19 protein-coding genes are annotated in these 15,799 nt (G+C 60.5%); 9 read left to right on the top strand and 10 right to left on the bottom strand.

Annotated features, from left to right (window positions below; all coding sequences use genetic code 11):
* The first annotated feature begins 8 nt into the window (after positions 1 to 8).
* Both ACYZTY_RS10190 and ligD read left to right on the top strand, forming a co-directional pair.
* A complete protein-coding gene (locus ACYZTY_RS10190; RefSeq protein WP_461958355.1) occupies positions 9 to 1,001 on the top strand; it encodes a methyltransferase in 993 nt (330 codons plus the stop codon).
* Positions 998 to 3,598, top strand: coding sequence for a DNA ligase D (ligD, locus tag ACYZTY_RS10195; protein ID WP_461958356.1), 2,601 nt, complete (start codon positions 998 to 1,000; stop codon positions 3,596 to 3,598). Before ACYZTY_RS10190 ends, ligD begins: the two co-directional genes overlap by 4 nt.
* Before the next feature lie 216 nt (positions 3,599 to 3,814).
* Here the strand turns inward: ligD and ACYZTY_RS10200 are convergent, their stop codons facing one another.
* From ACYZTY_RS10200 to ACYZTY_RS10220, 5 genes are all read right to left on the bottom strand, one after another.
* Entirely contained in the window at positions 3,815 to 4,489 is a 675-nt protein-coding gene (locus ACYZTY_RS10200; protein ID WP_461958357.1) for a DUF3313 domain-containing protein, read from the bottom strand.
* A 184-nt stretch (positions 4,490 to 4,673) separates the two neighbouring features.
* Positions 4,674 to 4,952 (bottom strand): DUF3303 domain-containing protein, encoded by a 279-nt coding sequence (locus ACYZTY_RS10205; RefSeq protein ID WP_461958358.1) that lies wholly within the window; start codon positions 4,950 to 4,952, stop codon positions 4,674 to 4,676.
* Between the two features lie 193 nt (positions 4,953 to 5,145).
* Entirely contained in the window at positions 5,146 to 5,685 is a 540-nt protein-coding gene (locus ACYZTY_RS10210; protein WP_461958359.1) for an HD domain-containing protein, read from the bottom strand.
* A gap of 10 nt (positions 5,686 to 5,695) precedes the next feature.
* Positions 5,696 to 6,097 carry a hypothetical protein gene (locus ACYZTY_RS10215; RefSeq protein WP_461958360.1) on the bottom strand — a complete coding sequence of 134 codons (402 nt, stop codon included), beginning with the start codon at positions 6,095 to 6,097 and terminating at the stop codon, positions 5,696 to 5,698.
* Positions 6,098 to 6,130: 33 nt separating this feature from the next.
* On the bottom strand, positions 6,131 to 6,700 hold the full coding sequence (locus tag ACYZTY_RS10220; RefSeq protein ID WP_461958361.1) for an RrF2 family transcriptional regulator: 570 nt from the start codon (positions 6,698 to 6,700) through the stop codon (positions 6,131 to 6,133).
* Between the two features lie 245 nt (positions 6,701 to 6,945).
* Between ACYZTY_RS10220 and ACYZTY_RS10225 the strand changes: the two genes are divergently transcribed.
* Positions 6,946 to 8,148: an NAD(P)/FAD-dependent oxidoreductase gene (locus tag ACYZTY_RS10225; RefSeq protein ID WP_461958362.1), complete on the top strand. Its 1,203-nt coding sequence runs from the start codon at positions 6,946 to 6,948 to the stop codon at positions 8,146 to 8,148.
* Positions 8,149 to 8,201: 53 nt separating this feature from the next.
* On the opposite strand, the gene ACYZTY_RS10230 is transcribed toward ACYZTY_RS10225, so the two are convergent.
* The 3 genes from ACYZTY_RS10230 to ACYZTY_RS10240 form a co-directional block, all read right to left on the bottom strand.
* Entirely contained in the window at positions 8,202 to 8,633 is a 432-nt protein-coding gene (locus ACYZTY_RS10230) for a nuclear transport factor 2 family protein (RefSeq protein WP_461958363.1), read from the bottom strand.
* A 147-nt stretch (positions 8,634 to 8,780) separates the two neighbouring features.
* Positions 8,781 to 9,032 (bottom strand): glutaredoxin 3, encoded by a 252-nt coding sequence (gene grxC / locus ACYZTY_RS10235; RefSeq protein ID WP_461958364.1) that lies wholly within the window; start codon positions 9,030 to 9,032, stop codon positions 8,781 to 8,783.
* Positions 9,033 to 9,062: 30 nt separating this feature from the next.
* A complete protein-coding gene (locus ACYZTY_RS10240; RefSeq protein WP_461958365.1) occupies positions 9,063 to 9,581 on the bottom strand; it encodes a carboxymuconolactone decarboxylase family protein in 519 nt (172 codons plus the stop codon).
* Positions 9,582 to 9,716: 135 nt separating this feature from the next.
* Between ACYZTY_RS10240 and ACYZTY_RS10245 the strand changes: the two genes are divergently transcribed.
* From ACYZTY_RS10245 to ACYZTY_RS10255, 3 genes are all read left to right on the top strand, one after another.
* A complete protein-coding gene (locus ACYZTY_RS10245) occupies positions 9,717 to 10,547 on the top strand; it encodes an AraC family transcriptional regulator (protein WP_461958366.1) in 831 nt (276 codons plus the stop codon).
* Positions 10,548 to 10,759: 212 nt separating this feature from the next.
* Complete coding sequence (locus tag ACYZTY_RS10250) at positions 10,760 to 11,986, top strand: helix-turn-helix domain-containing protein (protein ID WP_461958367.1); 1,227 nt, start codon at positions 10,760 to 10,762, stop codon at positions 11,984 to 11,986.
* Between the two features lie 35 nt (positions 11,987 to 12,021).
* Complete coding sequence (locus ACYZTY_RS10255; RefSeq protein ID WP_461958368.1) at positions 12,022 to 12,660, top strand: Vgb family protein; 639 nt, start codon at positions 12,022 to 12,024, stop codon at positions 12,658 to 12,660.
* On the opposite strand, the gene ACYZTY_RS10260 is transcribed toward ACYZTY_RS10255, so the two are convergent.
* A complete protein-coding gene (locus ACYZTY_RS10260) occupies positions 12,657 to 12,926 on the bottom strand; it encodes a hypothetical protein (protein ID WP_461958369.1) in 270 nt (89 codons plus the stop codon). The genes ACYZTY_RS10255 and ACYZTY_RS10260 overlap by 4 nt on opposite strands.
* Positions 12,927 to 13,329: 403 nt before the next feature.
* Between ACYZTY_RS10260 and ACYZTY_RS10265 the strand changes: the two genes are divergently transcribed.
* On the top strand, positions 13,330 to 14,397 hold the full coding sequence (locus ACYZTY_RS10265; protein WP_461958370.1) for a hypothetical protein: 1,068 nt from the start codon (positions 13,330 to 13,332) through the stop codon (positions 14,395 to 14,397).
* Positions 14,398 to 14,413: 16 nt separating this feature from the next.
* Complete coding sequence (locus tag ACYZTY_RS10270; protein ID WP_461958371.1) at positions 14,414 to 14,767, top strand: DUF1428 domain-containing protein; 354 nt, start codon at positions 14,414 to 14,416, stop codon at positions 14,765 to 14,767.
* Between the two features lie 14 nt (positions 14,768 to 14,781).
* Here ACYZTY_RS10270 and ACYZTY_RS10275 read toward each other — a convergent pair whose 3' ends face one another.
* On the bottom strand, positions 14,782 to 14,976 hold the full coding sequence (locus tag ACYZTY_RS10275) for a hypothetical protein (protein ID WP_131062293.1): 195 nt from the start codon (positions 14,974 to 14,976) through the stop codon (positions 14,782 to 14,784).
* Positions 14,977 to 15,037: 61 nt separating this feature from the next.
* Here ACYZTY_RS10275 and thpR point away from each other — a divergent pair, with 61 nt between their 5' ends.
* Entirely contained in the window at positions 15,038 to 15,577 is a 540-nt protein-coding gene (gene thpR / locus ACYZTY_RS10280) for an RNA 2',3'-cyclic phosphodiesterase (protein WP_461958372.1), read from the top strand.
* Positions 15,578 to 15,799: the final 222 nt, after the last annotated feature.

A 15,799-nucleotide genomic window follows, 5' to 3' on the forward strand; every position in this document is an offset into this window, starting at 1 on the left:
AGCACTGCATGAATCAGGAAGAGCAACTGGACGCTGCCGATCTGGCACTGGTGCAACTGGGGCGCCGCTTGCAGGCCGATGGCTACCGCTTTATCACCCCGACGCCGCTAACCCACCAGCGGGTTAATGATCGTGCCTTCGGGCAAACCGCCCGGACCCTGCGCGATGTGTTCGGCTGGTCGCGCTCGTTCGAACCTGGCCTGTTGTCGACGGACGAGCAGCGGCAGTTGCAGCAGGAGGGCGTCCTTCAAGAAAGTAACGGCCGACTGAAAAGCCGTGTGCGTTGGTCCAGCCTGGATGATCTGCTGTTCGTGCACTCGGGGTTCCCCACGGATGCGGCGGATGCGGTGTTCTTCGGCCCGGACACTTACCGTTTCGCGCAGCTGATTCATGCCCACCTGCAACAAACTTTTGCACCGATCCGGCGCGCCGTGGACATTGGCTGCGGCGCAGGTGTCGGGGCGATCGTGATTGCCCGCGCGCGCCATGAGGCCGAAGTGCTGGCCGTCGATATCAATCCAGCGGCGCTGCGCCTGACGGCCGTCAACGCGGCACTTGCCGAAGTCTCCAATGTCACCGTCGAAGCCAGCGATGTGCTGCAGGACGTCGACGGCCATTTCGATCTGATCGTCGCCAATCCACCGTACATGGCAGACCCCGCCGAGCGAGCTTATCGCCATGGCGGCGGCGAGTTGGGCGCGCAATTGTCTTTACGCATTGTCGAGCAGGCGTTGTATCGCCTTGCGCCCGGTGGCTCCTTGGTGTTGTACACCGGGGTGGCAATGATCGAGGGCCGGGATCCGTTTCTGGAGGCACTGATTCCGCGTCTGGAATCGCCCCTGTTCGGCTGGACTTATCGCGAACTCGATCCCGACGTGTTTGGTGAAGAACTGCTGACCCCAGGCTATCAACGGGTCGAGCGGATTGCGGTGGTGGCCCTGATCGTTACGCGCATCGGCCCCGGCATTGGGGGAAGCGTTGAGTCAGCAGGTGCGCCATGAGCAAGAACCTGGACGATTACAACCGCATGCGCGATTTCTCGGCGACCTCTGAGCCGGCGGCGAAACGGTCAGCCAAAAAAACCGCGAAAGACCATGCCTTGCAGTTCTGTATCCAGAAGCACGATGCCTCGCGGTTGCACTATGACTTTCGCCTGGAGCTCGATGGCGCGTTGAAGAGCTGGGCGGTGCCGAAAGGCCCTTCGCTGGACCCCAAGGTCAAGCGCCTGGCGGTCCACGTTGAAGACCATCCGATCGATTACGCCACGTTCGAGGGCAGCATTCCTGAAGGACATTACGGCGCCGGTGACGTGATCGTCTGGGACCGTGGCGTGTGGATCCCGCAGGAAGATCCGGCCAAGGCCTATGCCAAGGGCAAGCTCAAGTTCGAGCTGCAAGGCGAGAAACTCGGCGGCCTGTGGAATCTGGTGCGCACCCACATGCCGGGCAAGCAGGAGCAGTGGTTTCTGATCAAGCATCAGGACAGTGCGGCCAAACCCGAAAGCGATTACGACGTGGTCGTCGCCGAGCCGGACAGCGTGCTCAGTGACCGGACCATTCTCCCCAAGAAGGCGAAGACCGCCGACAAACCCAAACCGGTGAAGAAGCCGGCGCGCAAGGTCACGCCGAAGGAGCAGTCAGCCCAACTCACCGGCGCTCACAAAGCCAAACTGCCCGCCCAGCTCAAACCCGAACTGGCGACGCTGGTGGAGAAAGCCCCGCAGGGCGAGTGGAGCTATGAGATCAAGTTCGACGGCTATCGGATCATGGCCCGCATCGACCACGACGAGGTGAAACTCTTCACCCGCAACGGCCACGACTGGACCCACAAACTGCCGAAACAGGCCGAGGCACTGGCGTCGCTGGGCCTCGAATCCGCCTGGCTCGACGGTGAAATGGTGGTGGCCGACGAGCAGGGCGTGCCGGACTTTCAGGCGCTGCAAAATGCCTTCGAGTCCAATCGCAGCGGCAACATTGTTTACTACCTGTTCGACATGCCTTACCTCAATGGCGTGGACCTGCGCGAGGTGCCGGTCGAGGAGCGACGGGTCGCGCTGGCGACGGTGCTCAAACCCAATAAAGATCCGCTGCTGCGCTTCTCCGACGCGTTCGGCGAAGAACCGGAAGCCTTGCTCAACAGCGCCTGTCAGATGCAGATGGAAGGGCTGATCGGCAAGCGCCTGGGCTCGCCTTACGTGTCCCGGCGCAGCAGTGACTGGATCAAGCTCAAGTGCAAACATCGGCAGGAATTCGTCGTGGTCGGCTATACCGATCCGAAAGGTGCGCGCAATGCCTTTGGTGCGTTGCTGCTGGGCCTGCATGACCGTGACAGCGGCGAGTTGCGTTACGCCGGCAAGGTCGGCACCGGTTTTAACGAGAACACCCTCAAGCACATCTACGAACAGCTGAAACCGTTGCAGGCGAAAAAGCCTGCGGTGGCCAATCCGCCGACCGGTTTTGAAGCCAAGGGTGTGCATTGGCTCAAACCTGTCTTGCTCGCAGAAGTCGCGTTCGCCGAGATGACCAAGGAGGGTTCGGTGCGCCATGCGGTGTTCCATGGCTTGCGCGATGACAAACCCGCCGAAGACATCACCGAGGAGCGTCCGAAAGCCGTGAAAGCCCAGACCAGCAAAAAAGCCGTCGCTGACAAACCGGCCGCCGCGGCGAAAAAGAAACCGGCCAAGGCAGCGCCCGCGCCCTCACAAATCGGCCTCGGTGCGGGCAAGGTGCGCATTACTCACCCGGACCGGGTGATCGACGCCAGCAGCGGCACCACCAAAGTGCAACTGGCGGAGTATTACGCCAGCGTAGCCGAGTGGATTTTGCCCGAGCTCAAGGATCGGCCAGTGGCGTTGGTGCGCGCCCCGGACGGCATTGCCGGCGATCTGTTCTTTCAGAAGAACGCCGAGCGCCTGGCCATTCCCGGGATCACCACGCTGGACAAGGACGTCACCGGTCAACCGGTGATGATCATCAACAGCGCCGAAGCGCTGATTGGCGCCGTGCAGATGAGCACTGTGGAGCTGCATACCTGGAACGCCACCTCGGACAACCTTGATAAACCTGACCGCTTCGTCCTCGACCTCGACCCGGACCCGGCGCTGCCGTGGAAAAGCATGGTCGAAGCGACCCAGTTGACCCTGTCGGTGCTCGATGAACTCGGGCTCAAGTCCTTCCTCAAGACCAGCGGCGGCAAGGGGATTCACCTAGTGGTGCCGCTGACTCGCAAGTTGGGTTGGGATGAGGTGAAGGACTTCAGCCATGCGATTGTCAGCCACATGGCCAAGTTGCTGCCGGAGCGTTTTTCCGCAGTGTCGGGGCCGAAGAATCGTGTCGGGCGGATTTTCATCGATTACCTGCGTAACGGTCTGGGCGCCACGACCATTTGCGCCTACGCCGCGCGCACCCGCGAAGGGATGCCGGTGTCGGTGCCGGTCTTTCGTGAGGAGGTGGCGGAATTGAAGGGCGGTAATCAGTGGAACATCCACAACGTGCACGAGCGACTGGCCGAAGTGGGTGATGAGCCTTGGGCGGATCTGAAGAAAACCCGGCAATCGATCACCGCCGACATGCGTCGGCGGGTGGGCATGAAAAAATAGCCCCCTTGGTTAACCGCATCCTTTGTAGCAGCTGCCGAGCAACGCGTTGTGGCGAGGGGATTTAGCGAAACGTCGCACCGCCCCGTTCGGCTGCGAAGCAGTCGTGAACTCAGACGACGCGGTGCATTAGGTAGACCGTGCGTTCAGGTTTTACGACGACTTCGTCGCCGAACGGGGATAAATCCCCTCGCCACAAGGCAGCTGCAGGGTGCATTGCTACCGGATAAACGCCTGCAAATCGCTGGTCAGTTTGTCGATCGCGACCTTGAAGTCTTTGGCCGTGATCTTCTGGCTGGCGTTTTCCAGGGTGCTGCCAAACACCTTGCGCACAACCTTGGCCACGGTCTGGTTGTTGCTCGCATCGATAAACTCGGCCTCGATGAATAGAGTGGTGTCCTGATCCCGATGCCCGCTGGCAGCGGAAACACCACCGACCACGGCCGCGACAGGCACCACTTCATACCATTTCATCCCTTCGTTTTCGGCGTTCACCCCGGTGATCGCCGAGCGCATGATCAGGGTTTTCGAACCGGCCGGCGCTGCTTTTGCGCTCGATACGACCTTGTATTTCTGCCCCAGCACACCTTTGGCCTTGTTGGACATGTAGCTTTGCAATTCATCCAGGGTTTGCCGATTGACCCGCTCGTTGGGCTGCGGCGCCGGGTACAGTTCCAGCTTGTTGAACGCAACGGTGTTGTAGGCATCCGGATTCCACGACGGACTCACCCAGCGCATGGCGGTCTCGCCGCTGGTGGTGGTGACTTGCTGCAAGTTGTTGTAGTTGGACAGGAAGCCTGAGTACTGGTCTTTTTCGGTGATTTTCGAGGTGCACCCGCCGAGCAACAGGCTGGCAAGTGCAGCGCCGATGAACAGTTTCTGCGACAGGTTCATATGCTATCTACTCCGTGGGGGTCAGCGCAGGGTTGGCCCGGCCAGTCCAGGCAAGAAAACCCTGGCTGAAAACCGGATCCTTCGCGATGAGCGTAGGTTCGCCCGCAGAAATTTCCAGTCAGTCATGCACAGTTCGCCGGGCGCTCGCATGAGGCGGCGAGCACTGCCCGCCGCCCGATGACGATTACTTACCGACCGTGCCCGCCAACAACGGCGCCATCTGTTCATCGGTCAGTGCCGCCTTAACCTCCATCTTCATGACGTCGTTCCACTCCAGCACCCACTTTTGTATCTGCACCAGATCACTGGCTTCTGCCACGCCAAAACCGCTTGAACCGCCAACGGCATGCCAGCGCCCGAGCATCTTGACGCCGGCGGGTGGTACGGCCCCGGTCTTGAGAAAACGCTCGATTGCCTTGTTGCGGTTTTCCGGATTGATCGACCAACTGACGATGAATAACATTTGCCACCTCCTTCAACGGATTGGCACCTGTTTGTCTGTGCGCACCGGGTTGGCGCCGGGACCACGGTGACGCTGTGTCTACAGATACTTGCCCCATGTGAAGGCATAGCAGCGCCGGGCCGTCTGCGTACGACCGCTGATCCTGTTAAGTGGCCTTTTCAACGATTGAATGGCGCCGCCGTCGACGCCTGTTTCACCAGCGAAACATGGGCAGCGGCTTGAGCGGTGAGCGCAGGAATTGCCGCGCGGTTTGCCTCAGCAGCATCCCGTGAAAGCCTTGGTTGGGCAGCGCTGACTTCACGGTTTTGATGTAAGCCCGTGGCAGGCCGAAGGTCATCAGCCCGAGGGACACATCAATGACATCGGCGCGCCGGAAGGGCTCGACGCTGAGCGCATGGTCGGCCACGTAGGGCCGCACTTTGTGGTGCTCCAGAATCAGCGCGGTCACTTCTTCATTCAGGTGCGACAGTTGCTGGTTGGCGAGATAGTCCGTGGCCAGGCGAACCGAGGGTTCCAGATAATCGATGGTGCCATCCGTCCAGATGCCCAGGTCATGAAACGCCGCCGCGATTTGCACGGCCTCGGACGGCAGGCCTGCAATGCCGCTGATCGCGCTATAGAAGTTCAGCACCCGATAAATGTGATTGCGATAACCCGGCAGATCAGCGCCGATTGCCAAGGCGTAGGACGTCAGGATTTCGTCTGTCACGGGGAATTCGAGAACGAGGTTCATGGGGCTGACCTCAGGCGTCGCGCAACAGGTCGTTGGCGTTGAGAATCTCGTAGGCAATCTCTGGGCGCTTCTCGAGGCTGCGGCGGATGGCGGCCGGGATTGACTGGCGGGTTTTGCGGCACAGGCCGGGCAATTCGCCGAGGGTGATGCTGATGCCGCGCATGGTGCGTACTTCGTTGAAGCTGGGGACGATGTCCACGCGGATGCCCAATTGTTCGTACATGCGGTTTTGCAAACGTTCGAGGTCAGCCAGGCTTTGCAGGTTTTCCAGACGATCGAGCAGGCGCTTTTCTTCCTGCCGGGTCAGAAACAGGATGCGCACATCCGCCCCCGGTGTTTCCAGCAACGGGTCTCGCCCGCAGATGCAGGCGCCGGGCGGGCAGGGTGAGCGGATCGGAGCAGAGGTCGTCATGGGCCTTAATCATAGAGCGCCCCTGACGAATCGTCAGTCGGAAATATCGGTCACCGGGATGATCTGTTCACCATCGGGCTGAGTGCCGGTCACGGTTTTCTTTTCCCGCCGATCATTCATCCACGTGTCCACTTGGGCGCCGAACTCGGCCGGGGCTTTACGTCCGACCCTGCGGGCCAGGTCGAGAATGGTCTGCTGGGCGAGGGCGTCTTCCATACGTTGTTGCGCAGTCATCATGACCGCGTGCACCGAGCAATGACCTTCCACGGCCCAAGTCGGCGGGGAGCCGTCAAACAGCGCACAACGGCCGCGGATATCACGGCAATCGAAGATCAGCTTCTGGCCATCGATGGCGTTGACGATATCCAGCACGCTGATTTCGTCAGCCGGCCGCGCCAGCTTGAACCCGCCGCGCACGCCTTCGGTCGCCACCACCAGTTTGGCCTTGGCCAGCTTGGTGAAGATTTTCGCCAGGTAATCCAGCGGCACGCCTTGCAGCTCAGCGAGGTCGCGCACGCTCGCCTCACGGCTATCGCCGTAATCGCCTACCAGAAAAAGCAGGCAATGAATGCCGTATTCAACGCCTGCACTGTAAAGAGACATGGTTATCTCCGACTGAATGAGTCGCCAATATTACCAGCCGATGTTCAGAGGTGCAACGAACCATTGGCATGGGTTAAATCGTCTGGCTGTCCTGTTCTGCTTATAGATCAGAGCTTTCTGGGGTATCTGGATTTCTGATGGTAACCATCGATAGAAGGTCGTTGCTTATCGCAACTCGGATCACTATAGTCGCCGTTGTCAGCTCGGCGACGGGTTCAGTCTTTGGTCTTCTTCGGAGTGAAACAATGAAACAGCACATTCTGGTAATCGGCGCAGGTTTCGGTGGCATGTGGACGGCATTGAGCGCCACGCGCCTGTTCGATATCCATAATCACAACGACGTGGAAGTCACGGTACTGGCGCCTCAGGCCGAGCTGCGCGTACGTCCGCGTTTCTACGAGCCGAATGCTCATCAGCTGGCCGCACCCATCGGTGAACTGTTCGATGCCGTCGGTGTGAAGTTCATCAAGGGCGCCGCAGAAACCATCGACGTGCAGAAGAAACACGTCGGCTACACCGATGCATCGGGTACCAAGCAGGTGTGCAGCTACGACAAACTCGTTCTGGCCACCGGCAGCGGCCTGGCGTTGCCCAACACTCCCGGCGTGGCCAAATATGCCTTCGACGTGGACCAGATCGAACAAGCCGTCCGCCTGGAAAATCATCTGAAATCCCTGGCCAACCTGCCAGACAGCAAAGCCCGCAACACCGTAGTGGTGGCCGGTGGCGGTTTCACCGGGATTGAAACGGCGACTGAAATGCCGGCGCGTCTGCGAGCCATCCTCGGTGACAAGGCCGACATAGAAGTGATCATTGTCGATCGCGGTGAAAAAGTCGGTGCGTCCATGGGCACTGAAATCGCCCAGTCGATCGCCGAAGCCAGCACTGAGCTGGGCGTGCAGTGGCGCTTGAAATCGTCGGTGGTTGCCGTCGATGAAAACGGTGTCACCTTGGCCGATGGCCAACGCATCGACGCCAAGACCGTGGTCTGGACCACCGGTGTACGGGCAAGCTCGCTGACCGAGCAGATCCCGGCCGAACGCGATCACCTCGGCCGCCTGCACGTCGACGCGCATCTGAAAGTCATCGGCCAGGACGACATTTTCGCCACGGGCGATGTGGCTTACGCCGCGTCTGATGACATCGGTAACTACGCCCTGATGACGTGCCAACACGCCATCGTCCTGGGCCGGCATGCAGGCAACAACGTCGCGGCGCAGATCCTCGGCGTGGACCCGACGCCATACAGTCAGCCGAAATACGTGACTTGCCTGGATTTGGGCGCCTGGGGCGCGGTCTACACCGAGGGTTGGGATCGCCAGGTCAAACTGGTCAAGGAGGAGGGCAAGTCGCTGAAAACCCAGATCAACACCGTGTGGATCTACCCACCGGCGGCCAATCGCGAAACGGCATGGGCAGCGGCTGATCCGCTGATCCCGATTGCCTAAAATGTCGGCATAAAAAATCCCGCTCAGGTGTTCCTGGGCGGGATTTTTGTTATTCAGATGCGGAAGGCTTGTCGGCCTACCAGCAGCCATTTGCCAGCCTTCTTTTGCCAAATCTGGAAGTTCTCGATTTCAGTCGGGACCAGCTCGGTGCCCTTGATCGCCTGTGCCGAGAAATGGTGCCGGACCAACGCGACATCACCCGAAACGGTGATGGTCTGGTTCTGCATTTCCAGGGTTTTGAAGGCGCTCTTTCCCGTTTCGATATCGGCGATGAAGTCTTTCTTGTTCTGGACCTTACCGCTGGAGTGGCCGTAGGTAAGGTTTTCAGCGGTCAACGCTTTCAGTTCGGGGATGTTCTTGTTGAGCATGGCTTGCGTCAGATGGTCCACCGCGTTCGCGACATCCTTCTCGCCCGGTACAGGGGCTGCCGCTACGTAGCCACTGAACAGGCACAAAAAACCGATCAGCAATTTGACTTTCTTCATGGGTATTTCCTTGTTGTTATGGATGACTCGTCGGTCATCGTACAACCTACCAGAAATTAATTGAATAGTGGCAAAACGACCTGGCCAGACTTCTATGGGGTGATAGAAGTCTGGCCAGGAAGAGGGAAGGGACTTTGGATCACAGCTTCAGGCCAGCATCGACATCAAGGCACCTTGGCGGTCCAGTTTGGCCAGGTCGTCGAAGCCTCCGACGTGGGTGTCACCGATAAATATTTGCGGCACGCTGCGACGGCCGCTGCGGGTGAGCATTTCCTGAAATTTGCCGGGGTCCGACTGAACGTTTATTTCCCGGGTGGCGATGCCTTTGCTGGCCAGCAACGCCTTGGCATTGCGGCAGTAAGGGCAGGTGTCAGTGGTGTAAAGCGTCACGGTACTCATGGCATGCACTCCTCAGATTGGAGATCCGGTTCAAGCGTCGATCGCAGGGAAGTCGATCTCGGTCAGGGCCAGATTGTTGAGGTAGTTGGTCAGGGTCTGCGAGGCAATGTGGGCGACCACCTCGATGATCTTGGCGTCGGTGATACCGGCTGCACGCGCTGCTTCAATTTGCTCGTTGCTCAAATGGCCACGGCTTTCGGTGATTTGCCGGGCAAGCGTGGCGAAGGCATTGAGTTGGCCGTGTCGAGCGCTAAGGATGTCTTGTGCGGACAGCCCGGCCTTACCGGCGAACACGGTATGCGCCGCCAGGCAGTAGTCGCAACCGTTGACCTGAGAAGTTGCCAGGGAAATGGCTTCTTTTTCAGGGGCGGTCAGGGACGTTTTGCCCAGGGCCACCGACTGTTGCAGATAGGCAGCCAGCACGGCGGGGGCATGGGCCAGCGTCTTGAAGACGTTGGGCAAGAAGCCGATTTTTTTCTGTACGCCTTCCAGCAGCGGACGGGTGGTGTCGGTGGCGTGTTCAAGACTCAGGGCGGTGATGCGGCTCATGGTGATGCTCCGTAGATTCAAGCGCGGTATGCGCTGGGTACGGGGTCTATGCTATTGATCGACGCTGGTCGTTAGGGTGCAAATCGTCGAGGATATGCGACAGATCGTCCAGAAATGTCCCCCGGGAGTCGTACCATGGATCGCTTGTCCACGTTGCTTACGCATTTCGGTGTCAGTGCCGGAACCTTCCACAGCGGGGATTTTTGTGGCGCCACGGCTTTCGATGGCGATCAGGCCACCGGGCACCTGCATTTGCTTCAGGCCGGCGAACTGACGCTCAAACTGGCCGATGAGCGAGACCTGCAGCTCAGCGAGCCGACGCTGATTTTCTTCCCGCGACCTTATCGTCATCGGTTGTTCGCCAGCGAAGCGTCGGGCACTCAACTGGTGTGCGCCACCCTGGAATTCGACGGCGGGTCGGGCAATGCCCTGGCGGCCGCGCTGCCTGAATACCTGGTGCTCAAGCTCGACAGCATCCCGACCCTGGCCGGTACGCTGGACTGGCTCTTCAGCGAGGCGTTCGGTGGTGTTTGTGGTCGCGAAGCGATGATGGACCGGCTGTTCGAACTGCTGGTGATTCAGTTGTTGCGGCACATTCTGACCAGCCGTGATCAGACGCCCGGGATGATGGCTGGCCTCGCCGATCCGCGCCTTGCGCGCCCCTTGAGCTTGATGCACGACTCGCCCGGTAAGGCCTGGACCGTGGCTGAACTGTCGGCGGCGGCCAATATGTCCCGCGCCAGTTTCGCCGAGTACTTTCGCTCGGTGGTGGGACAGACGCCGGTCGACTACCTGGTGAGCTGGCGGATCAGCCTGGCGCAGAAACGCTTGCGTGAAGGCAAGTCGATTGCGCTGATCGCCGATGAAGTCGGCTACGAAAGCCCCTCGGCGCTGGCCCGGGCTTTTCGGCGTAAAACCGGCACCAGCCCGCGCGAATGGGTGCAGGAGGCAAAGCGCCCGCGATGACCACGCCAGCCGGCTCAGCGCAACCCCTGTAGGAGCGAGCCTGCTCGCGATGGCGTCATCACATTCAATAGTGATGGTGACTGATCCACCGCCATCGCGAGCAGGCTCGCTCCTACAGGGGATGCGCTTAACCCGCGGGCTGTTTTGTTGGCGTGAGATAGACTCATCAACGGGTATCGAACGGTGGGAGTGGCACGTGTGGCGCATTTCAAATGGACTCGCTGATCACCGCTGCAGCGCACGCACTCGCAGCGGGTGATCCCCTCGGGGCGCTGAACCGGGTTGCCCTGCGCGACGATGCACCGGCGCTGGCGCTGGCGCTTCGCGGCATCGCCATGGCGCAGTTGGGCGATCTGGTTCGGGCAAAGGAATTGGTGCGCAGAGCCGCACGCACCTTCGGTCAGAAAGCACCTTTGGCCCGTGCGCGGTGCGTGGTCGCCGAGGCCGAAATCGCCCTGGCTTCACGGGATCTGGGCTGGCCGGTGAAGGCGCTCGAAGCGGCACGAGTGACGCTGGAGGCCCATGGCGATGGCCCGAATGCGGCCCATGCGCGGTATTTGCAGATTCGACGTTTGCTGTTGATCGGAAGTCTTGATGAGGTCGAAGGGATGCTCGCCGAGCTTGACCCTGCGCCACTGCCGCCGGCACTGCGCGCCGTTCATGAACTGGTGGTGGCGGGGATCGCCGTGCGGCGACTCGAAACAAAAAGGGCGCGCTCTGCCCTCGAAAGGGCTCATCGTGCTGCGTCCGACGCCGCTATTCCCGCGCTGACCGCCGAGGTCGAACACGCCGCTCAAGTCCTCAACACCCCCGCCGCACGATTGATTGCCCGTGGCGAGGAGCGCCCACTGTTGCTGGATGAAGTGGAAGCGCTGCTCGGGTCGACATCCCTGGTGGTGGACGCGTGCCGATACGGCGTGCGCGGTGCTGGAATGTCAGTGTCCCTGGCCAGACGCCCGGTGTTGTTTACCCTCGTGCGGGCGTTGGCCGAAGCCTGGCCCGGGGATGTGGCAAGGGAAACACTCATCACCCAGGCCTTTCGCTTGAAGCTCACCGACGAGTCCCATCGCGCGCGGCTGCGGGTCGAAATCGGTCGGCTTCGCGCGGCGCTGAAACCTCTGGCCGGTGTCAGTGCGACCCAGCGCGGGTTTGCGCTGCAACCACAGATTGCTGACGACGTTGTGGTGTTGGCGCGGCCCGTCGAAGAGCCGCAGGCGGCGCTGCTCGCCTTTCTGGCAGACGGTGAGTCGTGGTCGAGTTCGGCGCTCGCCTTGGCGCTGAAAGCCAGTCAGCGCACCGTGCAGCGTTCGCTCGACGCGCTGACCACCGCCGGAAAAGTGCAGGCGTTTGGTCGCGGGCGGGCCCGGCGCTGGATGACGCCGCCGCTGCCGGGATTCGCGACGACTTTGTTACTCACAGCTTGGGTGTCGGGTGACTAGGATCCATTCCACCCCCCAACGAAGAGGATGCAACTATGAAGCAATCATCTGCCGAAATCATCCGCGAATACGGACCCTTTCCGGGCGTCGACAGCGTGCATGGCGTTTCTTATGACGGTCAGCACGTCTGGTTCGCCTCCGGAGAAAAACTCAACGCCCTCGACCCGGCCAGCGGCAAGACGCTGCGCTCCATCGATGTCGCTGCCCATGCGGGCACAGCCTTTGACGGCCAGCACCTGTTCCAGATCGCTGAGGATCGCATTCAGAAGATCGATCCTGCGAACGGCCGGGTACTCGGCACCATTCCGGCGCCCGGCGGCGGGGGCGACTCAGGGCTCGCGTGGGCCGAAGGCACGCTGTGGGTGGGTCAGTATCGGGAGCGCAAGATCCACCAGATCGACCCCGACAACGGCAAGATTCTGCGCACGATCGAATCCAACCGCTTCGTCACCGGCGTGACCTGGGTTGAGGGCGCGCTTTGGCACGGCACATGGGAAGAAGAGGAGGGCGAATTGCGGCGCGTGGATCCGAAGACCGGCGAGGTGCTGCAAAGCCTCAAGCTGCCGGCCGGTGTCGGCGTATCGGGGCTTGAATCCGACGGTGCGGACCGGTTTTTCTGTGGTGGTGGGAACAGTGGGAAGGTGAGGGCCGTTCGTCGGCCCGCCTCATCCTAAAACGTGAACTGACGCGAAGAGCGGGGTGTGCTCTGGGCTAGCTCGATCTCTAGCAGATGTTCAACCAATACGTCATTGAGAAACCGGAACTGATCGTTGAGCCCGACCACTTCGTTGTTGAAGTGGTTCGCGGCTGCCGGTATCAGCAATGCCTCGAATTTTTTGTCGAACACCAGCGACAGTGTTTTACGAGAGACGAATTCCTGGGAATAGAGGTTATTGCCGAACACCGGGAAGCTCACGGAGAGGGTAATGGCGTGGATCATGATCTGCGCTCCTCGGCGAGGACAATGTAGGAAAAAACAGTCAGGGTAATGGCCGTCAGGGCCAGGCAGGTCAGGAGATGGATCAACATGATTTGCCCCTCCGGTGTGGGGTTTTGCCTTGGGATGGGGTGATCGTGCGCCTGGTGGTTTTTTTGCGGAAGGCATTCGTCGCGATGGTGAATATCGATAAAGATGATGGTGATATTCAGGACCCCACCGCGAGCAGGCTCGCTCCTACAATGTCGAGTTCACCGCAATCCAATGTAGGAGCGAGCCTGCTCGCGATGAGGCCATAAGCCGTCCATCAACCCCAAGCGAACAAACCCCGCCACCTATACTCAAATAAATAGGCTTTTCGAACACCGGACATTCCGTCCGGGGATCACTGTAGGAAACCGCGATCTTGAACCTGCGTTCGCTGATCGTCGCCGTGATGGTGGTGTTGGCGGGATGCGCCACGCCCGTTCGTGCCCCAGTGGTGGTGCCGATTGTGGTGGTGGCCGAGAGTACTTGGCGCCAAGTGGATCAGGAGATTGTCGCGGCGTCGAAATCGGCCACCGAGCAGACCAAAATCTACGCCCGCGGTGCCATGGATTACTGGCGTACTCGCGTCTACCAACTGACCGAAGAGAACTTCATTCCTTGGTTCAGCAGTTACTGGACCCAGGAATGGCTGTCGATGAAGGTCAGCTGGTACTCCCTCAGCGCCGCGGGCGAGCAGGATGCCTCGGCCAAGCGCCTGGCCGCCTATCTGCTGGAGCAATACCAGAAGCGGGTGCTGGCGCCGGTGGCGGTGGAGATCGATCCTGACGCGATTCTCGGCCTGGCAACGGCCTTCTACGTGGACATCCTCCAAGAAGAACTACAGAAAATCTCCCAGCGCCACGGCGTGCCGATGGCCCAGCTCAACGGCCGCCTCCAGAAAATTCCCGCGATTGCATTGGGACCGCCGCCGGCTCGCGACGCGTCGTTGTATCAGGTCGTGCATACCCAACCGCTGAATACATTACCGGCCTACGCGGCGTTGATCGAAAAGATTCACAAGGCTGGCGGCGACAAGGGTGTTGGGTCGACCGACACGGCGATGGCGCCGGTGGCCAAGCGTGCCAGCCAGCGGATGGAAGCCGAAATGGCACCTCGAGGGGCGGCCAGTGCAGTGGCGGCAGCGGCGGGACGACTGGCGGGAGGGCTGATTACGGTCGGGGTGGCGGGGATCCGCGCGATGATTCAGGCCGCCGACCGGCCGGACAGCGAGGCGCTGATTCGCAGCAGCCTGGGCAATACGTTCGACAAGGCCTGGATGAAGCTGGTGCAGAACCCGACCACCGGCGTGATGGCGGGAACGTTTTACCTGGCGGCGCAAATCGAGGGCAATCTGGCGGGGAGTGCCGACGTACCGCCGGTCAGTTCGGGCAATGGCGCTGTCGATTGGAGCCCCACGGAATCGACTAGCCAGCAGACCGTTCCATAACCGAAGGAGAAACACCATGTCCTACGTTGATGGCTTCCTCGCTGCCGTACCCACCGCCAATCGCGAGAAATTCAAGAAACACGCCGAAACCGCCGCCGTCATTTTCAAGGAAAGCGGCGCGCTCAGCGTCACTGAGTGCTGGGGCGACGATGTGCCGGACGGCAAGGTGACTTCGTTTCCCATGGCGGTGAAACTCAAGGAAGACGAAACCGTGGTGTTCAGCTGGATCATCTGGCCCGACAAGGCCACCCGTAATGCGGGCATGGACAAACTCATGAACGATCCGCGGATGCAGCCGGACGTCAATCCGATGCCATTCGATGGCCAGCGCCTGGTCTTTGGTGGTTTCGAGGTGATCGTGAAGGCCTGATCCAGACGAAAGGATCACTCCGCTGACGGGGTGATCCTGCAACTTTTGCGGTTACGGATCTCACTGTCCGTCGGCCGTTCTCTCACGAACTCGAAGCGCGGCTCACCTTCGCTATAGTGAACCAGCCAGCCCCATTCCAGCTCGGACTCATCCTGACCCGGTTTCGGTGGCATCGCCCACCATGGCTCTTTGCTGATGATTGCTCGCATGGCCCCCTCCCGTTGAATTCGGCTGGTTCAACTATAACGTGCATGTCAGGAGCTGCCAGGCATGACTGACGAATCCCATGAACCGCTCAAAAGGCTGTTTTTCGCACTCAATTGCCCGCCCGAGCAACGCAAGGCCATTGCCCAATGGCGCAGCGCACTGGAGCTGCGCAGCGGGCGCCCGGTGCCGGCGGAAAACTTTCACCTGACGTTGTTGTTTTTGGGGGCTGTGGCGGTGGCGCAAATTGGCGAAATTTGCACGGCGGCGGCAAAGGTTCGGGTGCCGGGTGCGCCGTTGAGGCTGGCGCTGGATCGAATGGATGTCTGGCGCAGGGCAGGGGTTCTGGTGCTGGCGCCGGAGCAGGCACCACCGGAGTTGCTGCGTCTGGTGTACGCGCTGGAGCAGGCGATGTTGCCGTTCGGCTTTGAGGACGCACCCAAGGAGTTTCGACCGCACCTGACCTTGATGCGCGACTATCGAGTGCCGGTGCCTGAGTCCGCGACGCCACCCGAGTTTTTCCTGCGGGCCGATCGCTTTGTCTTGTTTGAATCCCATAAGGGGCGGTATCGGGCGCTGGCCGAATGGCCGCTCGTCCCCGCATAAAAAAAGGCGCCCGAGGAGGGCGCCCGAATTCACCTGAACCGAGGAAGCCAGGTGAGGCCGTTCGTCAGAGAGGCGTGCAGCGGTGGTAAGGCGCTGCGTGAACGGAAAACAGGTAAAACCCCAATATTTGTGTCATGCCTACGTCCCCGTAGGAGCGAGGCTTGCCCGCGAAGAGGCCATCACATTCAACATTGATGGTGACTGGCACACCGCCTTCGCGGG

The organism is Pseudomonas sp. LB1P83 (assembly GCF_054897885.1).

Coding starts and splice junctions, on each gene's coding strand:
- ACYZTY_RS10190 (WP_461958355.1), top strand. CDS start 9: ATGAATCAGGAAGAGCAACTGGACGCTGCCGATCTGGCACTGGTGCAA.
- ligD (WP_461958356.1), top strand. CDS start 998: ATGAGCAAGAACCTGGACGATTACAACCGCATGCGCGATTTCTCGGCG.
- ACYZTY_RS10200 (WP_461958357.1), bottom strand. CDS start 4,489: ATGAACCTGTCGCAGAAACTGTTCATCGGCGCTGCACTTGCCAGCCTG.
- ACYZTY_RS10205 (WP_461958358.1), bottom strand. CDS start 4,952: ATGTTATTCATCGTCAGTTGGTCGATCAATCCGGAAAACCGCAACAAG.
- ACYZTY_RS10210 (WP_461958359.1), bottom strand. CDS start 5,685: ATGAACCTCGTTCTCGAATTCCCCGTGACAGACGAAATCCTGACGTCC.
- ACYZTY_RS10215 (WP_461958360.1), bottom strand. CDS start 6,097: ATGACGACCTCTGCTCCGATCCGCTCACCCTGCCCGCCCGGCGCCTGC.
- ACYZTY_RS10220 (WP_461958361.1), bottom strand. CDS start 6,700: ATGTCTCTTTACAGTGCAGGCGTTGAATACGGCATTCATTGCCTGCTT.
- ACYZTY_RS10225 (WP_461958362.1), top strand. CDS start 6,946: ATGAAACAGCACATTCTGGTAATCGGCGCAGGTTTCGGTGGCATGTGG.
- ACYZTY_RS10230 (WP_461958363.1), bottom strand. CDS start 8,633: ATGAAGAAAGTCAAATTGCTGATCGGTTTTTTGTGCCTGTTCAGTGGC.
- grxC (WP_461958364.1), bottom strand. CDS start 9,032: ATGAGTACCGTGACGCTTTACACCACTGACACCTGCCCTTACTGCCGC.
- ACYZTY_RS10240 (WP_461958365.1), bottom strand. CDS start 9,581: ATGAGCCGCATCACCGCCCTGAGTCTTGAACACGCCACCGACACCACC.
- ACYZTY_RS10245 (WP_461958366.1), top strand. CDS start 9,717: ATGGATCGCTTGTCCACGTTGCTTACGCATTTCGGTGTCAGTGCCGGA.
- ACYZTY_RS10250 (WP_461958367.1), top strand. CDS start 10,760: ATGGACTCGCTGATCACCGCTGCAGCGCACGCACTCGCAGCGGGTGAT.
- ACYZTY_RS10255 (WP_461958368.1), top strand. CDS start 12,022: ATGAAGCAATCATCTGCCGAAATCATCCGCGAATACGGACCCTTTCCG.
- ACYZTY_RS10260 (WP_461958369.1), bottom strand. CDS start 12,926: ATGATCCACGCCATTACCCTCTCCGTGAGCTTCCCGGTGTTCGGCAAT.
- ACYZTY_RS10270 (WP_461958371.1), top strand. CDS start 14,414: ATGTCCTACGTTGATGGCTTCCTCGCTGCCGTACCCACCGCCAATCGC.
- ACYZTY_RS10275 (WP_131062293.1), bottom strand. CDS start 14,976: ATGCGAGCAATCATCAGCAAAGAGCCATGGTGGGCGATGCCACCGAAA.
- thpR (WP_461958372.1), top strand. CDS start 15,038: ATGACTGACGAATCCCATGAACCGCTCAAAAGGCTGTTTTTCGCACTC.